Origin of the sequence: Nitrobacter sp. NHB1, assembly GCF_036964665.1 — a bacterium.
GTDB lineage: Bacteria > Pseudomonadota > Alphaproteobacteria > Rhizobiales > Xanthobacteraceae > Nitrobacter.
The window spans coordinates 640,068-658,701 of the sequence record NZ_JBAMDA010000001.1; the positions used below are offsets into that span (position 1 = coordinate 640,068).

15 protein-coding genes are annotated in these 18,634 nt (G+C 61.8%); 6 read left to right on the plus strand and 9 right to left on the minus strand.

The annotated features are described in order from the left end of the window. Nucleotides 1-62: 62 nt before the first annotated feature. The 3 genes from mltG to gmk all read left to right on the plus strand — a co-directional run bounded on the left by mltG (nt 63) and on the right by gmk (nt 3,148). The gene (mltG, locus tag V4R08_RS03100; protein WP_335577990.1) at nt 63-1,316 is read left to right on the plus strand and encodes an endolytic transglycosylase MltG; all 1,254 of its coding nucleotides are present in this window, start codon (nt 63-65) and stop codon (nt 1,314-1,316) included. Between the two features lie 281 nt (nt 1,317-1,597). Next, on the plus strand, nt 1,598-2,485 hold the full coding sequence (locus V4R08_RS03105; protein ID WP_335577991.1) for a YicC/YloC family endoribonuclease: 888 nt from the start codon (nt 1,598-1,600) through the stop codon (nt 2,483-2,485). A gap of 3 nt (nt 2,486-2,488) precedes the next feature. Further along, a complete protein-coding gene (gene gmk / locus V4R08_RS03110) occupies nt 2,489-3,148 on the plus strand; it encodes a guanylate kinase (protein ID WP_335577992.1) in 660 nt (219 codons plus the stop codon). Between the two features lie 109 nt (nt 3,149-3,257). On the opposite strand, the gene V4R08_RS03115 is transcribed toward gmk, so the two are convergent. The 8 genes from V4R08_RS03115 to lptF form a co-directional block, all read right to left on the minus strand. Beyond that, on the minus strand, nt 3,258-4,229 hold the full coding sequence (locus V4R08_RS03115; RefSeq protein ID WP_335577993.1) for a hypothetical protein: 972 nt from the start codon (nt 4,227-4,229) through the stop codon (nt 3,258-3,260). Nucleotides 4,230-4,476: 247 nt separating this feature from the next. After that, a complete protein-coding gene (locus V4R08_RS03120; protein ID WP_335577994.1) occupies nt 4,477-5,535 on the minus strand; it encodes an alcohol dehydrogenase in 1,059 nt (352 codons plus the stop codon). Between the two features lie 12 nt (nt 5,536-5,547). Then, nucleotides 5,548-6,411, minus strand: coding sequence for a 16S rRNA (adenine(1518)-N(6)/adenine(1519)-N(6))-dimethyltransferase RsmA (gene rsmA, locus V4R08_RS03125; protein WP_335577995.1), 864 nt, complete (start codon nt 6,409-6,411; stop codon nt 5,548-5,550). After that, the gene (gene pdxA / locus V4R08_RS03130) at nt 6,408-7,415 is read right to left on the minus strand and encodes a 4-hydroxythreonine-4-phosphate dehydrogenase PdxA (protein ID WP_335577996.1); all 1,008 of its coding nucleotides are present in this window, start codon (nt 7,413-7,415) and stop codon (nt 6,408-6,410) included. Before pdxA ends, rsmA begins: the two co-directional genes overlap by 4 nt. Nucleotides 7,416-7,530: 115 nt before the next feature. Beyond that, entirely contained in the window at nt 7,531-8,490 is a 960-nt protein-coding gene (locus V4R08_RS03135) for a SurA N-terminal domain-containing protein (RefSeq protein ID WP_335577997.1), read from the minus strand. Between the two features lie 91 nt (nt 8,491-8,581). Further along, nucleotides 8,582-11,089, minus strand: a complete 2,508-nt coding sequence (locus V4R08_RS03140) for an LPS-assembly protein LptD (protein WP_335577998.1) — start codon at nt 11,087-11,089, stop codon at nt 8,582-8,584. Then, the gene (lptG, locus tag V4R08_RS03145; RefSeq protein WP_335577999.1) at nt 11,089-12,186 is read right to left on the minus strand and encodes an LPS export ABC transporter permease LptG; all 1,098 of its coding nucleotides are present in this window, start codon (nt 12,184-12,186) and stop codon (nt 11,089-11,091) included. Before lptG ends, V4R08_RS03140 begins: the two co-directional genes overlap by 1 nt. After that, complete coding sequence (gene lptF, locus V4R08_RS03150; RefSeq protein WP_335578000.1) at nt 12,183-13,352, minus strand: LPS export ABC transporter permease LptF; 1,170 nt, start codon at nt 13,350-13,352, stop codon at nt 12,183-12,185. Before lptF ends, lptG begins: the two co-directional genes overlap by 4 nt. A gap of 372 nt (nt 13,353-13,724) precedes the next feature. On the opposite strand from lptF, the gene V4R08_RS03155 reads away from it, so the two are divergent. The 3 genes from V4R08_RS03155 (at nt 13,725) to V4R08_RS03165 (ending at nt 16,383) form a co-directional block, all read left to right on the plus strand. Beyond that, a complete protein-coding gene (locus V4R08_RS03155) occupies nt 13,725-15,227 on the plus strand; it encodes a leucyl aminopeptidase (protein ID WP_335578001.1) in 1,503 nt (500 codons plus the stop codon). Then, on the plus strand, nt 15,224-15,676 hold the full coding sequence (locus tag V4R08_RS03160) for a DNA polymerase III subunit chi (protein ID WP_335578002.1): 453 nt from the start codon (nt 15,224-15,226) through the stop codon (nt 15,674-15,676). The genes V4R08_RS03155 and V4R08_RS03160 overlap by 4 nt, the downstream gene beginning before the upstream one ends. 158 nt (nt 15,677-15,834) lie before the next feature. Continuing rightward, nucleotides 15,835-16,383 carry a hypothetical protein gene (locus V4R08_RS03165; RefSeq protein ID WP_335580165.1) on the plus strand — a complete coding sequence of 183 codons (549 nt, stop codon included), beginning with the start codon at nt 15,835-15,837 and terminating at the stop codon, nt 16,381-16,383. A gap of 250 nt (nt 16,384-16,633) precedes the next feature. Here the strand turns inward: V4R08_RS03165 and V4R08_RS03170 are convergent, their stop codons facing one another. After that, complete coding sequence (locus V4R08_RS03170) at nt 16,634-18,511, minus strand: ABC-F family ATP-binding cassette domain-containing protein (RefSeq protein ID WP_335578003.1); 1,878 nt, start codon at nt 18,509-18,511, stop codon at nt 16,634-16,636. Nucleotides 18,512-18,634 lie beyond the last annotated feature (123 nt).

Sequence of the window (18,634 nt, forward strand, 5' to 3'; positions counted from 1 at the left end):
GGTGGCCGGGGCAAAAGACATTCGCCGGCCGCGATTGAACCGACAGGATTCAGGTTGTATCGATGACTGAGAGGCCGCCCATTTCTCCGCGCAGTCCGCGCGCCGCACTTGAACCCGAACAGGTGCCGCCGCCGCCCAAGCGCTCCGCGCGCGTCCGCAGTCCGCTGGTGATTGCCGGCAACGCGATCATCACCATCGTGCTGATCGGGATGCTTGGTGTTGGCGGAATCTATATTTACGGCAAGCAGAAGATCGAGGCACCCGGACCGCTGCAGGAAGAAAAGATCGTCAACATTCCGGCTCGGGCCGGAATGGGTGATATCGCAGACATTCTCCAGCGCGAAGGTGTGATCGACAGCAATCGCCTGGCGTTTATCGGAAGCGTATTGGCGCTGAAGGCACGCGCCGGTCTCAAGCCCGGCGAATATGCGTTTCAGAAAAATGCCAGTCTTCGCGATGTCATCGGCACCATTGTCGAGGGCAAGGTGGTGCAGCATTCTGTGACTATACCGGAGGGTTTGACCTCCGAGCAGATCGTAGCACGTCTTTCGCAAAACCAGATTTTCTCGGGGACCATTCGCGAGATTCCACGCGAGGGCTCGTTGCTGCCCGAGACATACAAATTCCCCCGAGGAACCAGCCGGGAGCAGGTGATCCAGCGCATGCAACAGGCGCAGAAGCGCGTGCTCGCGGAAATCTGGGAACGTCGTACCCCCGATGTGCCCATCAAGACGCCCGAGCAGCTCGTTACACTCGCATCGATCATTGAAAAGGAAACGGGCAAGGCGGACGAACGCAGCCGGGTCGCGGCGGTGTTCGTCAACCGCCTTAAGCAGAAAATGAAGCTGCAATCCGACCCGACCATCATCTACGGCCTGGTCGGCGGTAAGGGAACGCTCGGGCGGCCGATCAAACGCAGCGAAATCACGCAGCCGTCCCCATACAACACCTACGTGATTGAGGGGTTGCCGCCCGGACCGATCGCGAACCCCGGCCGGGCCTCGCTCGAAGCCGCGGCAAATCCGGCGCGGACGCGCGATTTGTTCTTCGTCGCCGACGGGACCGGTGGGCACAGCTTCACCGAGACCTACGAGCAACACCAGAAGAACGTCGCCCGGCTGCGGACCATGGAAAAGCAGATCCGGAACGATACGGTTGAACCGGAGGACGATCCGCCGCCGCCGGCTGCGGCGCCCGCCGCAACGGATAACGATGCGACAGGAGAAACGCCTGCCGCGAAGCCTGCACCGCGAAAGCGAACCCGACCGGCCCGGCATGGCGCGGCAGAGCCTTCGCGGCCCGTTGTCCACCAATAGACGCCTATTCCACGCAACCGCCGGTGTCGTTCCGGAAGCGGATTTCACTCGTCCGCAAAACCCTCTAACCTAGCGGTCCGATTCTAGCATTTGCATCCTGTCGCGGCGGGAGTTCTTGCAAATGTTGGAATCGGGCCACTAGCATTTATCTAGTGGAGTTTCGAGTTTGACGGTCGCTTGCCGGGTCTGCTGCAACGTGGGTAGCGAATGTCAAATTCACTCCACTGGGAACGTCCGTTCCCGCGAATCTCATATCTGGACGCTTCGGAGAAAACCACGCGATGGCGTTGTCGAGCATGACCGGCTTTGCACGAAGCCACGGTGCCAGTGGGCCCTATGCGTTCGAATGGGAGCTGAAATCAGTGAACGCCAAGGGATTCGACCTTCGGACGCGGCTGCCGCCGGGCTGGGACGATATCGAAGCAACGGTGCGCAGCCGGTCGGCCCAGATGTTGTCGCGCGGCACTGTCTACGCCAATCTGACCGTGAAGCGCAGCAACGCCGCGTCTGTCGTTCGCATCAACGAGGAGGTGTTGGCGTCTATCCTGAAAGCTGCGGGAGATTTGTCCGGCAGGATCGACGCGGTCGCTCCGAGCATTGACGGCTTGCTGTCGATCAAGGGTGTTCTCGAAGTGGTTGAAGCGGACATCGATAAAGCGGAGGAACAGGCGTCGAAGGCCGCCGCCGCTGGTGCTTTCGAACAGGCATTGCGCAGCCTGATCGATATGCGCGAGCGCGAGGGCGTCGCGCTCGGTCAGATCCTGTCGCAGCGGATGGATGAGATCGAACGTCTCGCGAGCAGGGCGGAGGCCGCGCCCGGCCGTCGGCCGGACGCGGTGAAGACGCGGCTCGCCGAGCAGATCGCAGCGCTTATCGAGGTATCCGACCGCTTCGATCAGGATCGGCTTCATCAGGAAGCAATCCTGATCGTCGCGAAGGCCGATATCCGCGAGGAGCTGGACCGCATTGCCTCGCATATTTCGCAGGCGCGCGAATTGATCGGCGGGGGCGGTCCGGTCGGGCGGCGGCTCGATTTCCTTGCGCAGGAATTCAACAGGGAAGTCAACACCTGCTGTTCGAAGTCGAACGATCTCGAATTGACCAATATCGGCCTTGAAATGAAAAACGTTGTCGAGCAATTCCGCGAACAGATCCAGAATCTGGAGTGATCGATGGCTGCTCACGGCCAGGGTTTCGATGGGGTTGAACGCCGCGGACTGATGTTCGTGCTGTCGTCGCCTTCGGGTGCTGGTAAGACCACGCTGTCGCGGCTGCTGATCGAGCGGGTCGAAGGGTTGAGTCTGTCGGTCTCGGCCACCACGCGGCCGATGCGGCCCGGCGAAGTTGAGGGTCGCGACTACAAATTCGTCGACAAGGCGACGTTCGCGGTCATGGTCAAGTGCGACGAGCTGCTGGAATGGGCCACCGTGTTCGACAACCGTTATGGTACGCCGCGCGCTCCGGTGGAGGCGGCGCTGTCATCCGGCCGCGACGTGTTGTTCGATATCGACTGGCAGGGCACGCAGCAGTTGCGGGAGAAAGCCCGGGCCGACGTGGTGAGCGTCTTTATTCTGCCGCCGTCCGCTACCGACCTCGAGAGACGTTTGCACACGCGCGCCCAGGATTCCGGCGACGTCATCCGCGGACGAATGGACCGCGCTACGCATGAACTGAGCCATTGGGCCGAGTACGACTACATCGTCATCAACCAGAATATCGATGAAGCCTTTGGCGAAGTGCAGTCGATCCTGAAGGCAGAGCGGCTCAAGCGTGAACGCCGAACGGGATTGACGGCGTTCGTGCGCGAACTGCAGCGGCAACTTGAGACATAGTCCACCGCTAGCGTATTTCCCGGTGAAGTGGACACCGGGTCACCGTAACGAAATGCGACCACTCAATAACTTGGAGCACCCGTTCTGACCCGTCAGAACGGTAAGCGCTCTAAGTCGTCGCCCCACGTGACGCCCGAGACAGGATTTCCATGATGTCGCGCGATTGCGCCTCGATCTCCCGGCGAGCGCGGAGCGGGTCGCTGGCGGGCGTCGGCGCGATGTCAGTATCCCGCCGCTGCCACGGCGGAGAGTGACCGTTATCGACCACATCCCAGATCGAATCCCGACGACGACGGATGTGCACGAGGCTGCTCAGGTTTCCGAAACTGCTCAGGTTTCCGAACTTGATAGCCGCAAATCCGAGAAGGCCTGCGAATGCCAACGCGCCGGCAAGTCCGCCCAGCAGCATCGGCATCGAGTAGGACGATGGCTCGGACTCAGGAACGTCAACGACGCGGACGGCGGGACCGGGCTCGCTGCGTTCGCCAAGCAACTGTGGAGCAGGCGCGACTGCTGCCGCGGGCGGGTCATCCTGCAACTGCGGGCTGGACGTGACTGGTGCCGCAGGTGCCGGCTGTTGTGCCGCATTGATCACCGGAGCCGCATTGATCGCCGGATCGGGCCAGCGCGTGGTAACGGCTGACGGCAAGGCATCGGCAGTCTGCGCAGCTTGGTCTGGCGGAGCCGTGTCGGATGGCGGGGGGCTGGCGGTCGCCTGATCGTGCGCATTTGAGGAGGCCGTTTCGGATGGCGAGGGGGCGGCCGTCGCTTGATCACGCGCGCCCGTCGCACCGTCGAATTCGGCGAGGGCGTTGGCGACGGTCGGCTGCAAAGGCGGTGCCGCAGAAGTCTCGGCCGGCTTATCCGGTGCGGTGGTAGCAGGTGATGAGGGCTTTGCCGCAGCTTTCTGCGCGATCTTGCCGCGTTCTGCGCCGAGATACCAGCAGTGACGTTTCGTTCCCGGCTCGACGCGATAGTACCAGTGGCTTCCGCGCGGCGTTGTCGCTTTGGGCCCCGACAGGCAGGTGTCGTCTGCGCGTGCCGGACTGTGTGCGGCGATCGCGAGAATGCTGCCGGCCAATGAAGCGATCAAAAGTGTTGAGAATTTCCCCAAACGGTTTGACATGAGCATCCCCGGTGATGACGAGATGAACGCGATGACGTCTTCGCCAAATTGTCGGGAGAGACTTGGGTCGCATTGCGCCGCAAATCCGGAATGGCTGGGGCTTAATTGAGGCCGGGCGCGCGCATTAAACACACGTTTCGCGAGTAGCGTGTCGTGCCTCGGGTTTTCTTGGTGAGGTCAGGGTGCTTCGGCGAAATCTTCGTCAGTTCTTGAATATGACGCGGCCGATCACCTTGCCGGCACGCAATTGCTCCATCCATTTCCGGGCATTGCCCATCGGCTCCTCCCTCATGGGTGTCGGCTTGATCCTGCCGGACCGCGCCAGTGCCATCAGTTCCTGCGCCTCGGCGAGCGTGCCGACCATAAAGCCTTCAATGGTCATGCGCTTGTAAATCCACTGCACCATCGGCAGATTGAAATGGCCGCCCATCAGGCCCGAGACCACGATCTTGCCGCCGCGGGCGACGGTCGAGACTGCAAAGTTCATCGATTTCTCGTTGCCGGCGAAGTCAACGACGGCATCGAAGCCGCCGTCATTCTCCTTGATGACGCGCTTGACGATATCGGCTTCCGATGGATCGTAGGCCACCGCAGCGCCGTTCCTGAGTGCGCTCTCTCGCGCTGCGGGGCTCAAGTCCGCGACCGAGATTCTCTGCTGGAACATGGCTTGCGCGAACGCAAGTCCCATCATGCCGACGCCGCCGAGACCGATCAGCAGCAGGTTGCGCTGCCGCGGCCGGTCGACGAGGCGCTTCAGTGCGCCGTAGGCGGTGATGCCTGAACACATCAGCGTCGCCGCTATGTTAACGGGCAGGGGATCGTAATCGAGCAGGTATTTTGTGTCGGGCACCAGCACATGGGTGGCGAATCCGCCGTCGATCGAGACGCCGAGAAAGCGGTTTTTGGCGCAGAGATTTTCATCGCCGGCCCGGCAATCCCGGCACTGGCCACAGCCGATCCAGGGGAATACCGCCTTCTTCTGCCCGATGATATTTTTCGGAGCATCCGGGCCGACCTCGTCGACGACGCCGGCGATCTCATGGCCGAGCGTGAACGGCAGCGTCATGCCACGGGTGATGTCGAGCCGTTCGCCATTGCCGAGATCCGAATAGCCGTCCTGAATGTGCAGGTCGGAGTGGCACAGTCCGCAACGTTCGATGCGCACCAGCGCCTCGCGGCCTTGAGGCCTCGGAGTGTCGACAACGGTCTCGCACACCGGCGCATCGAATTTGACAAGCGATTGGCGGCGCATCAACGCCATAATGTTTTTTCCTCAGTTCCGGCCGGTTCTATTCCGTATGTCCGCTAATTCACGGGCCATGGCGGCAAAGCCGGATATCGGAACCGTCTCGGCTCGCTGCGTCGGGTCGATGCCGGCCGCCGCGGTCAGCCGAGCCGGATCGGCGGGCAGTGATTTCAGGCTTTGCCGCAGCATCTTGCGACGTTGCCCGAAGGCGGCGGCGGCGACCTGTTCGAGCAACCGGCGCTCGCAAGTCTCGGGTTTGTCGCGAGGCACCAGCCGAACGACAGAGGACGTGATCTTGGGTTGCGGGACGAATGCCGCGGGCGAGATGTCGAACAGGATTTTGGTTTCGGCACGCCAGTTCGACAGGACGCCGAGGCGGCCATAAGCCTCTTCGTTTTCGCGCGCGACGATGCGCTCGGCGACCTCGCGCTGGAACATCAGCACCATGGTGTCATACCAGGGCGGCCAGGGTTCGACGCTCAGCCAGTCGATCAAAAGCGCGGTCGCGATGTTATAGGGCAAATTGGCGACGATCTTGGCGCGCGTCGCGCCGAGCAGCGGACGGGGATCAAACTGCGTCGCGTCCGCGTTGACGATCGTGAGGCGGCCGGGATAGCGACACGAGATTTCTTCCAGCGCGCCGAGTGCACGCGCGTCACGTTCGATGGCGATGACCTGTCGTGCGCCCATGGCAAGCAGCGCGCGGGTCAATCCGCCGGGACCGGGGCCGACCTCGATGACGGTCGCATCTTGAAGCGGGCCGGCGGCGCGCGCGATCCGTGCAGTGAGGTTCAGATCGAGCAGAAAATTCTGTCCCAGCGATTTGCGAGCCGACAGCGCATGACGTCTGATGACGTCGCGCAGCGGGGGGAGGTCGTCGATCGTGCTCATGCCAAATGCGTTGAGTCCGCCATCCGCGCGGCCAGGCGCAGCGCGGCGATCAGACTCGACGGATTGGCGCGTCCCGTCCCCGCGATATCGAATGCAGTGCCGTGATCGGGGGAGGTGCGGACGAACGGCAGTCCCAACGTGACGTTGACCGCCCGATCGAAGGCCAGCGTCTTGACCGGAATCAGGGCCTGATCGTGATACATGCAGATCGCGCAGTCGTAGGTCCGGCGCGCGGCTTCATGAAACATGGTGTCGGCGGGAAGCGGGCCTTTGATGTCGACCCCCTCGGCGCGCAGGATTGCGATGGCCGGAGCGACGATCGTCTGATCCTCGGTTCCGAGCGAGCCGTCCTCTCCGGCATGAGGATTTAAGCCGGATACCGCTATACGGGGCCGGAGAATTCCGAAGCGCGTGCGCAGGCCGGCAACGACGATGCGAGTGGTATCAACGATCATCCGGCTCGACAGCGTGGTGATCGCCTCGCGGAGCGGCAGATGAATCGTGACCGGCACCACCGCAAGATCGGACGACCACAGCAACATTACCGGTTGCGGCGGTTGGCCGTTTGTCGCCGCCAGTTCGGCGAGAAATTCGGTGTGGCCGGGATGAGCGAAGCCGGCTCGGTACAGCACGCTCTTGGCGATCGGGTTGGTGACGATCGCGGCAGCGCGTCCGGCGATTACGTCGTTGACCGACTGGCGGATGGAGCCAATCGTTGCCGCAGCGCTGTTGTCGTCGGGATGGCCGGGACGCGCTGTTGTCGGGTGGCCGGTGGGAGCAATCGGAAGCGCTTCAGCGAATATCCCGGAGACATCGCCGGGGTCGGCCTCGGCCAGAGGAAGATCAACTCCGAGCAGTTTCGCGCGGGCTGCGATAAAGGCGCGGTCGCCAAGGAGATAGAAAGGCGGAACGGCATCGCTCTTGCGCCGCAGCCACGCCGCGATCGCGATATCCGGTCCGATGCCGGCCGGCTCGCCCAGGGTCAGTGCAACAGGCTTCACCACGCGGTCGCTCCAGCGCGGCTTTCATGGGTTCTAACGTTTGCAAGAACTCCTGCCGCAACGGGATGCAATGTTAGAATCAAGCCACCAGCCGAAGCGAGGGGCGCGAACGTCACTGTTATTCGCCTTTTTTTCCCGGGCCACCCTGGCGATATTCGATCATCGCGGATTTCCGGATATCTTCCAGATAGTCTTTGGATTTCTTCTCGTACTTTTCGGCGAACATCTTTTCGCGGATTTCCTTTTTCTTCGGGGTATCCACGCTGGTTGCCTTCTTTCCGCAGATAGCCACCATTTCCACGCCCTGCCGCGTGATCTCCGGCGGGGTCAGATGGCCCACGGGCGTCTTGTCGAGCAAATCACGAATCGGCGGCGGCAGGTCGGCCGACGTCTTGACGACCGTCTCGCGTATTGTGGCGTTGCGCATCGCTTTGAAAATGCGAGTCGCATCCGCGCACGACTGAACGCGTTCGCGCAACGCGTCCGCCTCCTTGCGCCGGGACTCCATCACAGAAGCCGCCGCGCCGCGCGGAACGATCAACACGACGGGGCGCATCTGGTATTCGAACCCCTCCGTTTTCGATTGATCCTCGCCGCTGTTCTTCAGTGCTTCGTTGACGTCGCGGTCGCTGACAAGAAGGCTATCCTTAAAGCGGCCGCGCACGAGGCTTCCCCAGACAAGATCGGCCCTCAGGCGCGCTTTGATCGTGTCTGGACGAACACCCTGAGAGGCGAGCGACTTCGTCAACTGTTCCGGTGACATCCGCATCCGCGCGCCCATGCTGGCGTACTGCTGATCGATATCCGCCGAGGTCGGGTTCACACCGAACCTCTTGGCTTCCTTGACCTTCACCTTTTCGTCGATCAATTCGTCGATCACCTGCTGCCGGGTCGGAGTTTTGTGCGTGGATATTTTAATCAGCCGGCTGCGCTGTTCGATATCGAAACTGGTGATCGGCTCGCCGTTGACCATGACCGCGACGGACTGCGCATGCAGCGGCGAGCTCAGGCAGGTGAACGGAAGAACGGCGAGTACGGCAAGGCGGCAAAACGCCCGGAGGAGCAAGGTCATTTTCATGTCAGTCGCGCTAGCAGGTCTCGTGTTAACCGGGTCTGGTTGTCATATCGGGCGGCGCAGCCTGCTGTTCAAAGTGCCGCCGCTCTGAAAATTACCGGATGCCAGCGCCGCTCGACCCTCCGCGAGTCTGGCCCAGGGTCCGCAAGCCAAGCTGAAGCATGAAAGCATGAGTAAGCGTGGGCGGCGTCGTTCCTGCAGAGTAGACGTATGACGTCACGTAATTGACACCGAGAACGAAACAGTCGTCCACGTACCCTGCGCCGATTGAATACTGATTGATCTGGTTGGCTTCCAGATCCCAGCGTGCCGCACCCTGCACGACCCAGTTCGAAGCAACCTTGATGGAACCGGTGCCCAGAATGCCCCGGCGGCGCGTGAGATATCCGAGGTCCGGCTGCGCGGCATAATCGCCGTACAGGACGCTCGCAGACCAGCGGTTGAAGCTGGCGCGGCCTTCGGCCTCGAAGCGCTGTACGTTCAAGGTCGCTTCATCGAAACGCGCGCGTGTGCTGAACGTGAAGATGCTGTTGGGTGAATAGTTGATGCTCGACACATAGTCGGATTGCGCGCGCTGCAAGCCGGAATCAACCCCGGTATTGGTAAGATCCGCGACAGCGAACGAGTTCAGGCCGAACAGATGATAGGACTGGCCGAACAGGAAATTGATCGCGCCGCCGTGGTCGAATTGGGTCGTCGCCTTTATGCCCACATTGGCGCGGCCGCCGCCTTCGACGCGGTCGTATCCGGAGAATTTGTCGACGCTGAAGAGATTGCTGGCGTCAAAGACCAGACTTTGCGCATCCTCGTTCGGCAGCTTGCCCGCATAGCTTTCGTTCGGGCGGATGATGACTTGCGCGATCGGTTCGATTGTCGTGGTGCCCCAGGGCTGAACGTTGATGAAGGGGTAGCGATACTCAAGACCCACCGTCGGCATCAGGCGGACCGTGCTCGCGTTGCCGGGCTGCAGGAAGTTGGACACGCCCGGCTGGTTAGAGATGTCGGCATTGATCGCGTCGGCGCGAAGCGAAGCGAATGGCGTCCAGATCTGGCCGAAGGAATCGGTGAACGACTTGCGCCACTGTGCTTCGGCGGTTAGCCGGGTGTAGGTGCCGGGAATGCCGCGGAGTAGGCAGTTGTTGGGCGTCCGTGCCATCGGGTCGGCTGACGTCGGAAGGCACAGGTAAGAGGTATTCGCGAGCGTCGAGATCGGATCGAACTGCGCCTGATCGCGCGTGAGGTTGGTGAAGTTGAACTTGTAGCTGAACTCGCCACCGATGACCGAATGATTGACGACGTTCGAATAGTCGATGACCGGCGCAACCACCGGAACCTGACTTTGGTTGCCTGAGAAGCTCAGGTAGTGGATCGCGCGGGCATCGAAATAGCTGCGGTTGCCGACGCCGGTCAGATAGAGCTGCGAGATCGCCTCGGTCGGCAGACTCAGGAACGATTGCAGGGGGTCCTTGTATTGCGACAACCGGTAGTCGGAGAAGAAATAGTAGTCGCTCAACAGGACGCCGTCCCAGCCCCAGACCCATTTGTCGTTCAACGCAAACTGGCCCTTGGTGTCGACACCGCCGCGGAACTGACGATCGCCAGGCAGGGGGGTACCACCGCTCGTGAAGGCACCGGGATCGAGTTGGTCGATTCCATAAGCACGGATTTGATAGGCGCCGTCGATGAGACGCTGCCGGAACTCGCCCTGCATCAGCACGCCCTGCCGCGTGGTAAAGCGCGGCGAGAGGGTCAGATCGTAGTTCGGCGCGAGCGCGAAGTAATAGGGGACCTCGATCCCGACCCCAAAGGCATCATAGGTAGTCAGACTAGGCATCAGGAAGCCGCTCTTGCGCTTCACGGTCGGATCCGGCGTGGAGAAGAAGGGCATATAGGCTATCGGCACGCCGTAGAATTCCAGCCGGGCGTCCTCGAAGTACAGCATCTTCTCGGTCTGATTGTGAATGATGCGGGCGCCCTTGACCTGCCACAGCGGAGGCCTTTTCGGATCCTCCCTGCAGGGCGCGCAGGCGGTGTAGACGCCGTTCTCGAAGACGGTGTAGTTGCCCTCGGTCCGATCGGCCCGGCTCGCTGCCATGCGCGTCGCGTCCGCGGTGTCGACCCTTAGCGAATCGACAAAGCCATCCCGGTAGTCGTCGCTCAAATCCAGGATGTTGGCGTAGGTGATCTTGCCGTCCGCATCGGTCATGCGGATGTTGCCCTCGGCGTGGAGCCGCTTGGTTTTCTGGTCGTAGATGACCTTGTCCGCCTCGACGCTGGTTCCGTTGTAGAACAACTGCACGTTGCCAACGGCTGAGACGCGCGAGTTGTTATAATCGTAGTCGACCTCGTTGGCCTGAACGAGCATCTGCCCGTTCTTCTCAGCCGGCGGCGGCTTGGGCTTTGCCGGGCGAGGGTTGTAGGTGAAACTTTGGGCCGCGGCCGGCGTGGTCGTGACGATGTCCAGCTCGGCGGCGATGATCAGACCGAGAGTTGCGGTGGCCAACGCGGTCAGAATCGCGGGCACGTCAATTCGGTGGCGGCGCAGGGGAGTGCGCCGCTCGCAAGCAGGCGAGCGTCTACGGAGGGCGGCGATTACAGCCACTATCCGTCCTCCTGGTGCAACAAGACCAAAAAGCCGGCGAGGCCGCCCACGCAGACGGGCAACCACGCCGCAGCGATTGGATTCATCAACTCGGCCTTGCTCAAATCCTCGGTTACCTTGGACAGGACGTAGAGCAGAAAGCCTGACCCCACGCCACTCAAAACCATCTTCTGTACGCCGCCGAAGCGGAAGAACCTGAGGCTCACCGAGGCCGCCAGCATCACCATTGCAGCCAGCAAAAACGGCTGTGCGATGAGTTTGTGGTATTGCAGCCGATAGCCTGCGGTGGCGAATCCTGAACTCTCGGACGACCTGATATACCCCGGCAGTTGCCAAAATGACACAGTCTCGGGGGTGGCGAAACTGTTCCGGACTTGCGCCGCCGTCAGACTGGTCGGGAGGACGAGGGTCTCCTGCTCGACCGGAGGGCTATCGAGCGTAAAGCGGCGAACACCTTTGAACAGCCAGTGGCCGTCCTCAAGGGTCGCTTCGCGTGCCTCGATACGCTCCCTGAACGTGGAGTCGGGATCGAACCTGAACACGGTGATCCCGGTCAGGCGAACGCCTTGCTGCTCGCTGCGCGTGGCGTTGATGATGGCCTGGCCATCGTCCGTCACCTGATTGATCCAGAAGCCGGATGCCTCCTGCAGGCCCCCTCCCGAGACGTTGCCGAATAGCTCGGCCTCCATTTTCTTGGACAATTCGCGCAGGTTGGCCGACATCGGATTGTAGGCCGTGGTCGCGAGGACGCCGAGCACGAGCGCACACGCGAGCGCCGGCGAGATGAATTGCCATGCCGAGACGCCAGCGGCGCGCGCCACCACCAGTTCCAGCCGCCGCGACAAGGCCAGGTAGCAGGTCATGGCGCCGACCAGGACACAAAACGGGGTCAGTTTCTCGAGCAGCTGCGGCACCCTGAAGAGCGATGTTTCCGCAACCATGATTGCCGATGCCGACGCAAGTCCGGACGTCCTCCGGACCATTTCGATGTAATCGACGAGAACGAGAAGCAGGAAGATGCTGGCGAACACGCCGAGCGCAGCCACCACGAAACGGCCGGCAAAATAACGGCCCAATGTGTTCGTCAACATGCTCATGCGGTGGCTGGCCTCCCCAGCAGGCGGAGGAGCCGTGCGTTCGATCTGTTGATCGCTTCCATCAACGCGGCGGGCGGTTCGAGCACGGTTCCGGCAATAATCACCCGGAGGCTGACACCGATCGCACCGAAAAGAAGCAGATATTGCAGGAGTGGCGCGGTTGGCGACTTCACGGCCAAGACCGAAAGCGCAAAGCCTGCCATGCGCAGGCCGAAAACGGTCGCAATCGCCGCTCCCATGGAGAAATTGCGACTCTGACGCGTGGTGCGCGGTGTTCCAAGGAATGCGAAGGTCAGTGCGGCAAAGGCAAACGGATAGATCGGCGCCGTGAAGCGATCGTGAAGCTCGGCGCGGAACTGGCCGGGCATTTGCCGAACCAGCGGATCCGTCGGTTCCGGCGCAATCAACTCCCAGAGGTAGCGCTCACGGATGCCATAAACGACGTCATGCCCCCGATTTGAGAATTTCGACATGTCAAACGCATTGCGGCGGAACGCCACCATGTTCGGTTCGCGCTTGCCGGCCTCGAGTCGCTCCAGGTGTCCGTCTTCAAGAACGAGGAACGATCCCTTGTCGTTCTTCATCACGGTTCCGTGGTCGGCGATGATGCTGACGCGCTCGTTCGGATTGCGGCGGTCGTCAATGAAGATGCCAACGAGCAGGCCGCCGGGCTGGCGTTCCCGAACACGAATCGTCAGATTTGGATCGAGTTGCGCGAACCGGCCGGGCTGCAGAACGTTCGCCAGAACGTCGGCGGTGATTTCGGCGTCCCATCGTTTCAGCCGGCGCATACCGTCGGGCGCAAGATAGGCTGCGATAAACGCCACCAGCAAGGCCACGACCACGGTGGCGTAGATGAACGGCCGAAACAGCCGAAAAGGCGACAGACCGGCCGCGTTCATCACGATGATTTCGGAATCGGTGGCAAGCTTGTGGAGGGTGTGGGAAATCGCGATCATCAGCGCAATCGGCGAGATGATCAGCACCAGCACCGGAATCGCGAGACTGGTGATCCCCAGAAACGTCAGAATGGTCTGACCCTGGCTCGTCATCAGGTCGATGCCGCGCAACGCCTGCGTAATCCAGATCACCCCCGTCAGGCTGACCAGAACCACGACAAACGACGCCAGCGTCGTCCGGAAAATGTACTTATCGATCGACCCCATCGGTCTGAACGATCCCCCCGTCCTCCAGGTCAAAACAACCGGCAGCGCCAGATCCTGGCCGAGACTTTCCCAATGCCTCGCCAATGTTTTTACCCGACTCGCCTCTCACTACCATCCCTTTGATCCGTCAACAAAATGGCCGAGCCCTGATGCCCATCGATTATGGTTAAATTCCGGGATATGTGGCCGTGCAGCCACGACGGCCAGACGGCAAATGTGCCTCCGAGCGGGTTTTGGAGCCAATACGGCTGCGGATAGCCGATCCGGGATCGTGGGACCTTGGCAGCGTTGCCTTTGACAGGTCATAGTCGTTATTTCACACGCCAGCCGGATACCGACGCTGCGCCGCCCCTGATTCTGGAGGATTTGCTGATGCCCGACGCCGTCAAGGTCGGCTTTGTTCCGTTTTCGACCGCTCCGCGCGGCACACTCGTGGTGTTCTGCGACGATGCGCTGAAATTCGGCCGGACCGCGAGCAAGGCTCTCGGGGCGTCAGCCGGAGTCGTCAAACGAGCCGCGACGACCAATCAGTTCAAGGGCAAAAGCGCGGCGACGCTCGATATCCTCGCACCGGAGGGCCTGAAGGCGGATCGCCTGATCGTCGTCGGCGCCGGCAAGGCGTCCGCCCTCAAAAGCAGCGACTTCCTCAAGTACGGCGGCGTCTTGGCCGGAAAGATTCGCGGCGATAACGGCGCCGTGACGGTGATTGCGGAACTGCCGTCGGCGGCGATGAGCCCCGATCAATCGGCGTCGCTGGCCTCCGGCATCCGGTTGCGCGCCTACAAATTCGACCGCTACAAGACCAGGAAGAAGGACGGCGACGACACGGCGCTGCACGCCAACGTGTCGATCGCGGTCGCCGACCTTGCCGCCACGAAGAAAGCGTTCGCGCCGACCGTTCACGTTGTCGAGGGCGTCATTATAGCGCGCGATCTCGTGAACGAGCCGCCGAATGTGCTCTATCCGGAAGAGTTCGCGCGGCGCGCCAGCCGGTTGCGCAGGTTGGGGGTCGGCATCGACGTCCTCGACGTCAAGGCAATGACGAAGCTCGGCATGGGCGCGCTGCTGGGGGTCGGGCAGGGGTCGGCGCGACCCAGCCGGACGGTGGTCATGCGCTGGAACGGCGGCAAAAAGGGTGAACCGCCGGTCGCCTTCGTCGGTAAGGGCGTCTGCTTCGATACCGGCGGCATCTCGATCAAGTCCGCCGGCGGCATGGAGGAGATGAAAGGCGACATGGGCGGCGCGGCCTGCGTGGTCGGGCTGATGCATGCGCTTGCCGCGCGCAAGGCGAAGGTCAATGCCGTCGGCGCGATCGGTCTCGTCGAGAACATGCCCGACGGCAACGCGCAGCGGCCCGGCGATATCGTAACCTCGATGTCGGGCCAGACCATCGAGATCATCAACACCGATGCGGAGGGCCGGTTGGTTCTTGCCGACGTACTCTGGTACGTCGCCCGCAAGTTCAAGCCGAAGGTCATGGTCGATCTCGCGACGCTGACCGGCGCCATCATGGTTGCGCTCGGCACCGAACACGCCGGCCTGTTCTCCAACAACGACCAGTTGTCGGAGCGATTGACCAAGGTCGGCATCGAGACCGGCGAGCGTATCTGGCGTATGCCGCTCGCGCCCGAATACGACAAGCTGATCGACTCGCAGTTCGCCGACATGAAGAACACCGGCGGCCGCTATGGCGGCTCGATCACGGCTGCGCAACTTTTGCAACGGTTTGTCGACGACACGCCGTGGGCGCATCTCGACATAGCGGGAACGGCGATGGGCGCTCCGAAATCGGACATCAACCAAAGCTGGGGATCGGGGTTCGGTGTCCGCCTGCTGGACCGGCTGGTTGCGGAGTATTACGAAGCGCGGCGATGACCGAAGTCCTGTTCTATCACTTGCAGAACATGGCGCTTGAAAGCGTTCTGCCGCCGCTGCTCGAAAAAACCATCGAGCGCGGCTGGCGAGCCGTCGTGCACACAACCTCCGAGGAGCGCGCCGATGCGCTCGATGCGCATCTGTGGACTTATCGCGACGACTCATTCCTGCCGCATGCGACGTGGCGGATCGAGGACGCAAGCGAGCAGCCGATCGTGCTGACAATCGACGGCCACAATCCCAATCGGGCCACCGTCAGATTTCTGATCGACAGCGCTCCGCTTCCGGAGAGTCCGGAAGCCTACGAACGGCTGGTGCTGGTGTTCGATGGCGACGACAGTATCTCGCTGGATGCCGCGCGGGCTGTCTGGACCGAATGCAAGTCGCGAGGGTTCGAGGTGACTTACTGGCAGGCCGACGAAAGGGGGCGCTGGCAGCGTCGCCACTAGCGACATACAGCGGTTGTAATTTAATTATATTTGAGGCTTTCTGATCCGACCTCACGGCCAGCCATGGTCGTGCCTCAAATTGGTGTTGGGACAGGCTTTACGATCCGTTGGGGACAGAATTCGTCGTGAGACAGCCCAAATTTCATCAATGGGCCTTGATGTCGCTGCTTTTGGTGGCGCCGCTCCTGTCGGGTTGCGGCAGCGCATCGGACATGTTTTCGTCCGATCTGCTGTCCAAGGATGCGAACTGGTTTTCGCGATCGGGCAGGTTGTTCATCAAGAACGTTTCGATCGAAACGCCCCCCCTGACGCCCAGCAAGCCCGTGACCCCGGACGATCTCATCAGCGCTGACGGCCTTTGTCCGGGCATGGCGCCGCCGATCGGCGCGGGTGAATCCAGTGCGCTGACCGATGGCGCCGCCGGAGGGCCGACAACGCCGGCGTCCGTGGCGCCTGGAACTGGCACGGTGGCATTGGGGCACACCGAATGCGACGTGACGCGCGGCATCGGCGCACCGGACAATGTTAGTCTCTCCAACAATCCACACGGCGCCCGCGTTGCGGTGCTGACGTTCCTGAAGGGTCCGCACGCCGGAATCTACACTTTCACGGCGGGACGTCTGTCTTCGATCGAAAAGGCGCCTGAACCGGTTGCGCCTCCGAAGCGGGAGCGACGGGGGAAAAAGAAGCACCGCGCGGCGAACTGAATTCGCGGCAACTCAGAGCCTCGCTTCTGATGGAATCAGAAGCGAGGCTCTGTGATTTGATTTGACGCGTCTTCTTCACGCGAAGCGGTATTCATCCTCGGGTTACGCCCCAGGACATGCTTCGCTCGAAAACGCTATTGTTCATGATTTTGGATCGATTCGATCCAAAATCATGAACGTGATCGATTCCCATATTTTTGAGAAGCGGGATGCGGGCGGAAAACCGCTACACACTTTTCCTCATCCCGCCCTAGCCGGGTGCTTCTTCGTATGAGGCGCTGGCCTCCAGCCATCTTTCTTCCGCGCGCTGCAGGGCGTTCGCGGCGCTGGCGCGCGCCTTGCTGAGTTGCGCGGCCTGTTTGGGATCGCGCTTGAACAGATCCGGCAAGGCGAGGGCGACATCGATTTTTGCGATGATACCCGTGATCCGCTCGATCTCCGCCTCGGCGTTCGCAATCTTCTGCTTCAGCGGCACACGCTTTTCGGTCTTGTTGCGTTGAGGCTTGTCGCGGCCGTTGTCCCGCTCGCTGGATCCGCGATCACGGGCGCTCGCGCGCAGGCCCCGCGCCGACAGAACCGCACGGCGATAATCGTCGAGGTCGCCATCGTAAGGCGTGACGGTCCGGTCTGCGACCACCCACAATTGATCGGCGCAGGCTTCGATCAGATAGCGATCGTGCGAGACCATGATGACAGCGCCTGGAAATTCGTTGATGGCTTCGGCAAGCACGGCGCGGCTGTCGATATCGAGATGGTTGGTAGGCTCGTCGAGAATGATCATGTTCGGCGCGAAGAATGTCGCAAGCCCGAGCAGAAGACGCGCTTTTTCGCCGCCCGACAGGCTTCTCACGAGGGTATCGCCTGCTTTGCCGGAAAAGCCGATGGCGCCGACGCGGGCGCGAATTTTCGTTTCCGGTGCACCTAGCATCAGTCGGCGCATATGATCGTAGGGCGAGCCGTCGAGGTCCAGTTCGTCGGTCTGATGCTGGGCGAAATAGCCGATCGACAATTTGTCGGCGCGCACCACCTTGCCGGCAAACGGTTGCAGCTTTCCGGCTAGCAGTTTGACGAGAGTGGACTTGCCGTTGCCGTTGGCGCCGAGCAAGGCGATGCGATCGTCTTCGTCGATCCGCAAGGTCACACCTTTGAGCACCGGCAGTTCGCGGTCGTAACCTACGACGGCCCCGTCGACGGCGATGATCGGCGGCGACAGCAGCTTTTCGGGCACGGGAAAAGAAATCTCACGCACGTCCTGCGTGACCAGCGCGGTCACGGGCTTCATGCGTTCGAGCATCTTCACGCGTGACTGCGCCTGACGCGCCTTCGAGGCCTTGGCCTTGAAGCGATCGACGAAGTCCTGGAGCCGCTTGCGTTCATCGGCCTGTCGCCTGGCGTGCTTGGCGTCGAGCATCTCGCGGGTAGCGCGCTGGTCCTCGAAGGAGGAATAGGTGCCCTTGTAGAGCGAGAGCTTGCCGCGATCGAGGTGCAGAATCTGATCGACGGATGTGTCGAGCAGGTCGCGGTCATGACTGATGACGATGACCGTGCGCGGATAGTTCGCGAGGTGATCTTCCAGCCAGAGCGTCCCTTCGAGGTCGAGGTAGTTGGTAGGCTCGTCGAGCAGCAGCAGATCGGGTGCGGCAAAGAGTGTCGCCGCGAGCGCAACGCGCATGCGCCAGCCGCCTGAGAATTCCGAACAGGGGCGGGCCTGGTCTGTGGCCGAGAATCCGAGGCCGCTCAGGATCGACGCCGCACGCGCCGGCGCGGAATGGGCATCGATATCGACGAGACGCGTCTGGATTTCCGCGATGCGGTGCGGGTCGTGGGCGGTCTCGGCTTCGCACAGCAGCGCGTGACGTTCGAGGTCGGCTTTGAGCACCACCTCGACCAGGCTCTCGGGGCCGTCGGGGGCTTCCTGTGCAAGGCTGCCGACGCGCCAGCGCGGCGGAATGGCGATGGTGCCGGTTTCCGTCGGCAGTTCGCCGCGTATTGCATGGAACAGCGTCGATTTACCGACGCCGTTGCGGCCGACAAAGCCGACGCGCGCGCCGGGCACGATCTGTACGGAGCTATGGTCGATCAGCAACCGTCCGGCGATGCGGATCGAAATATCGGTGATGGATAGCATGCTGGCTTTTCACCGCTGTGCCAGCGAAACGCAACCTGTTTATGGTTGGATTGGTGGTAGAAACCTCCGACGAGATCGGCGATCGGGCTCACGACCAGTTTGAAATGCCGGAAACGGGAACTG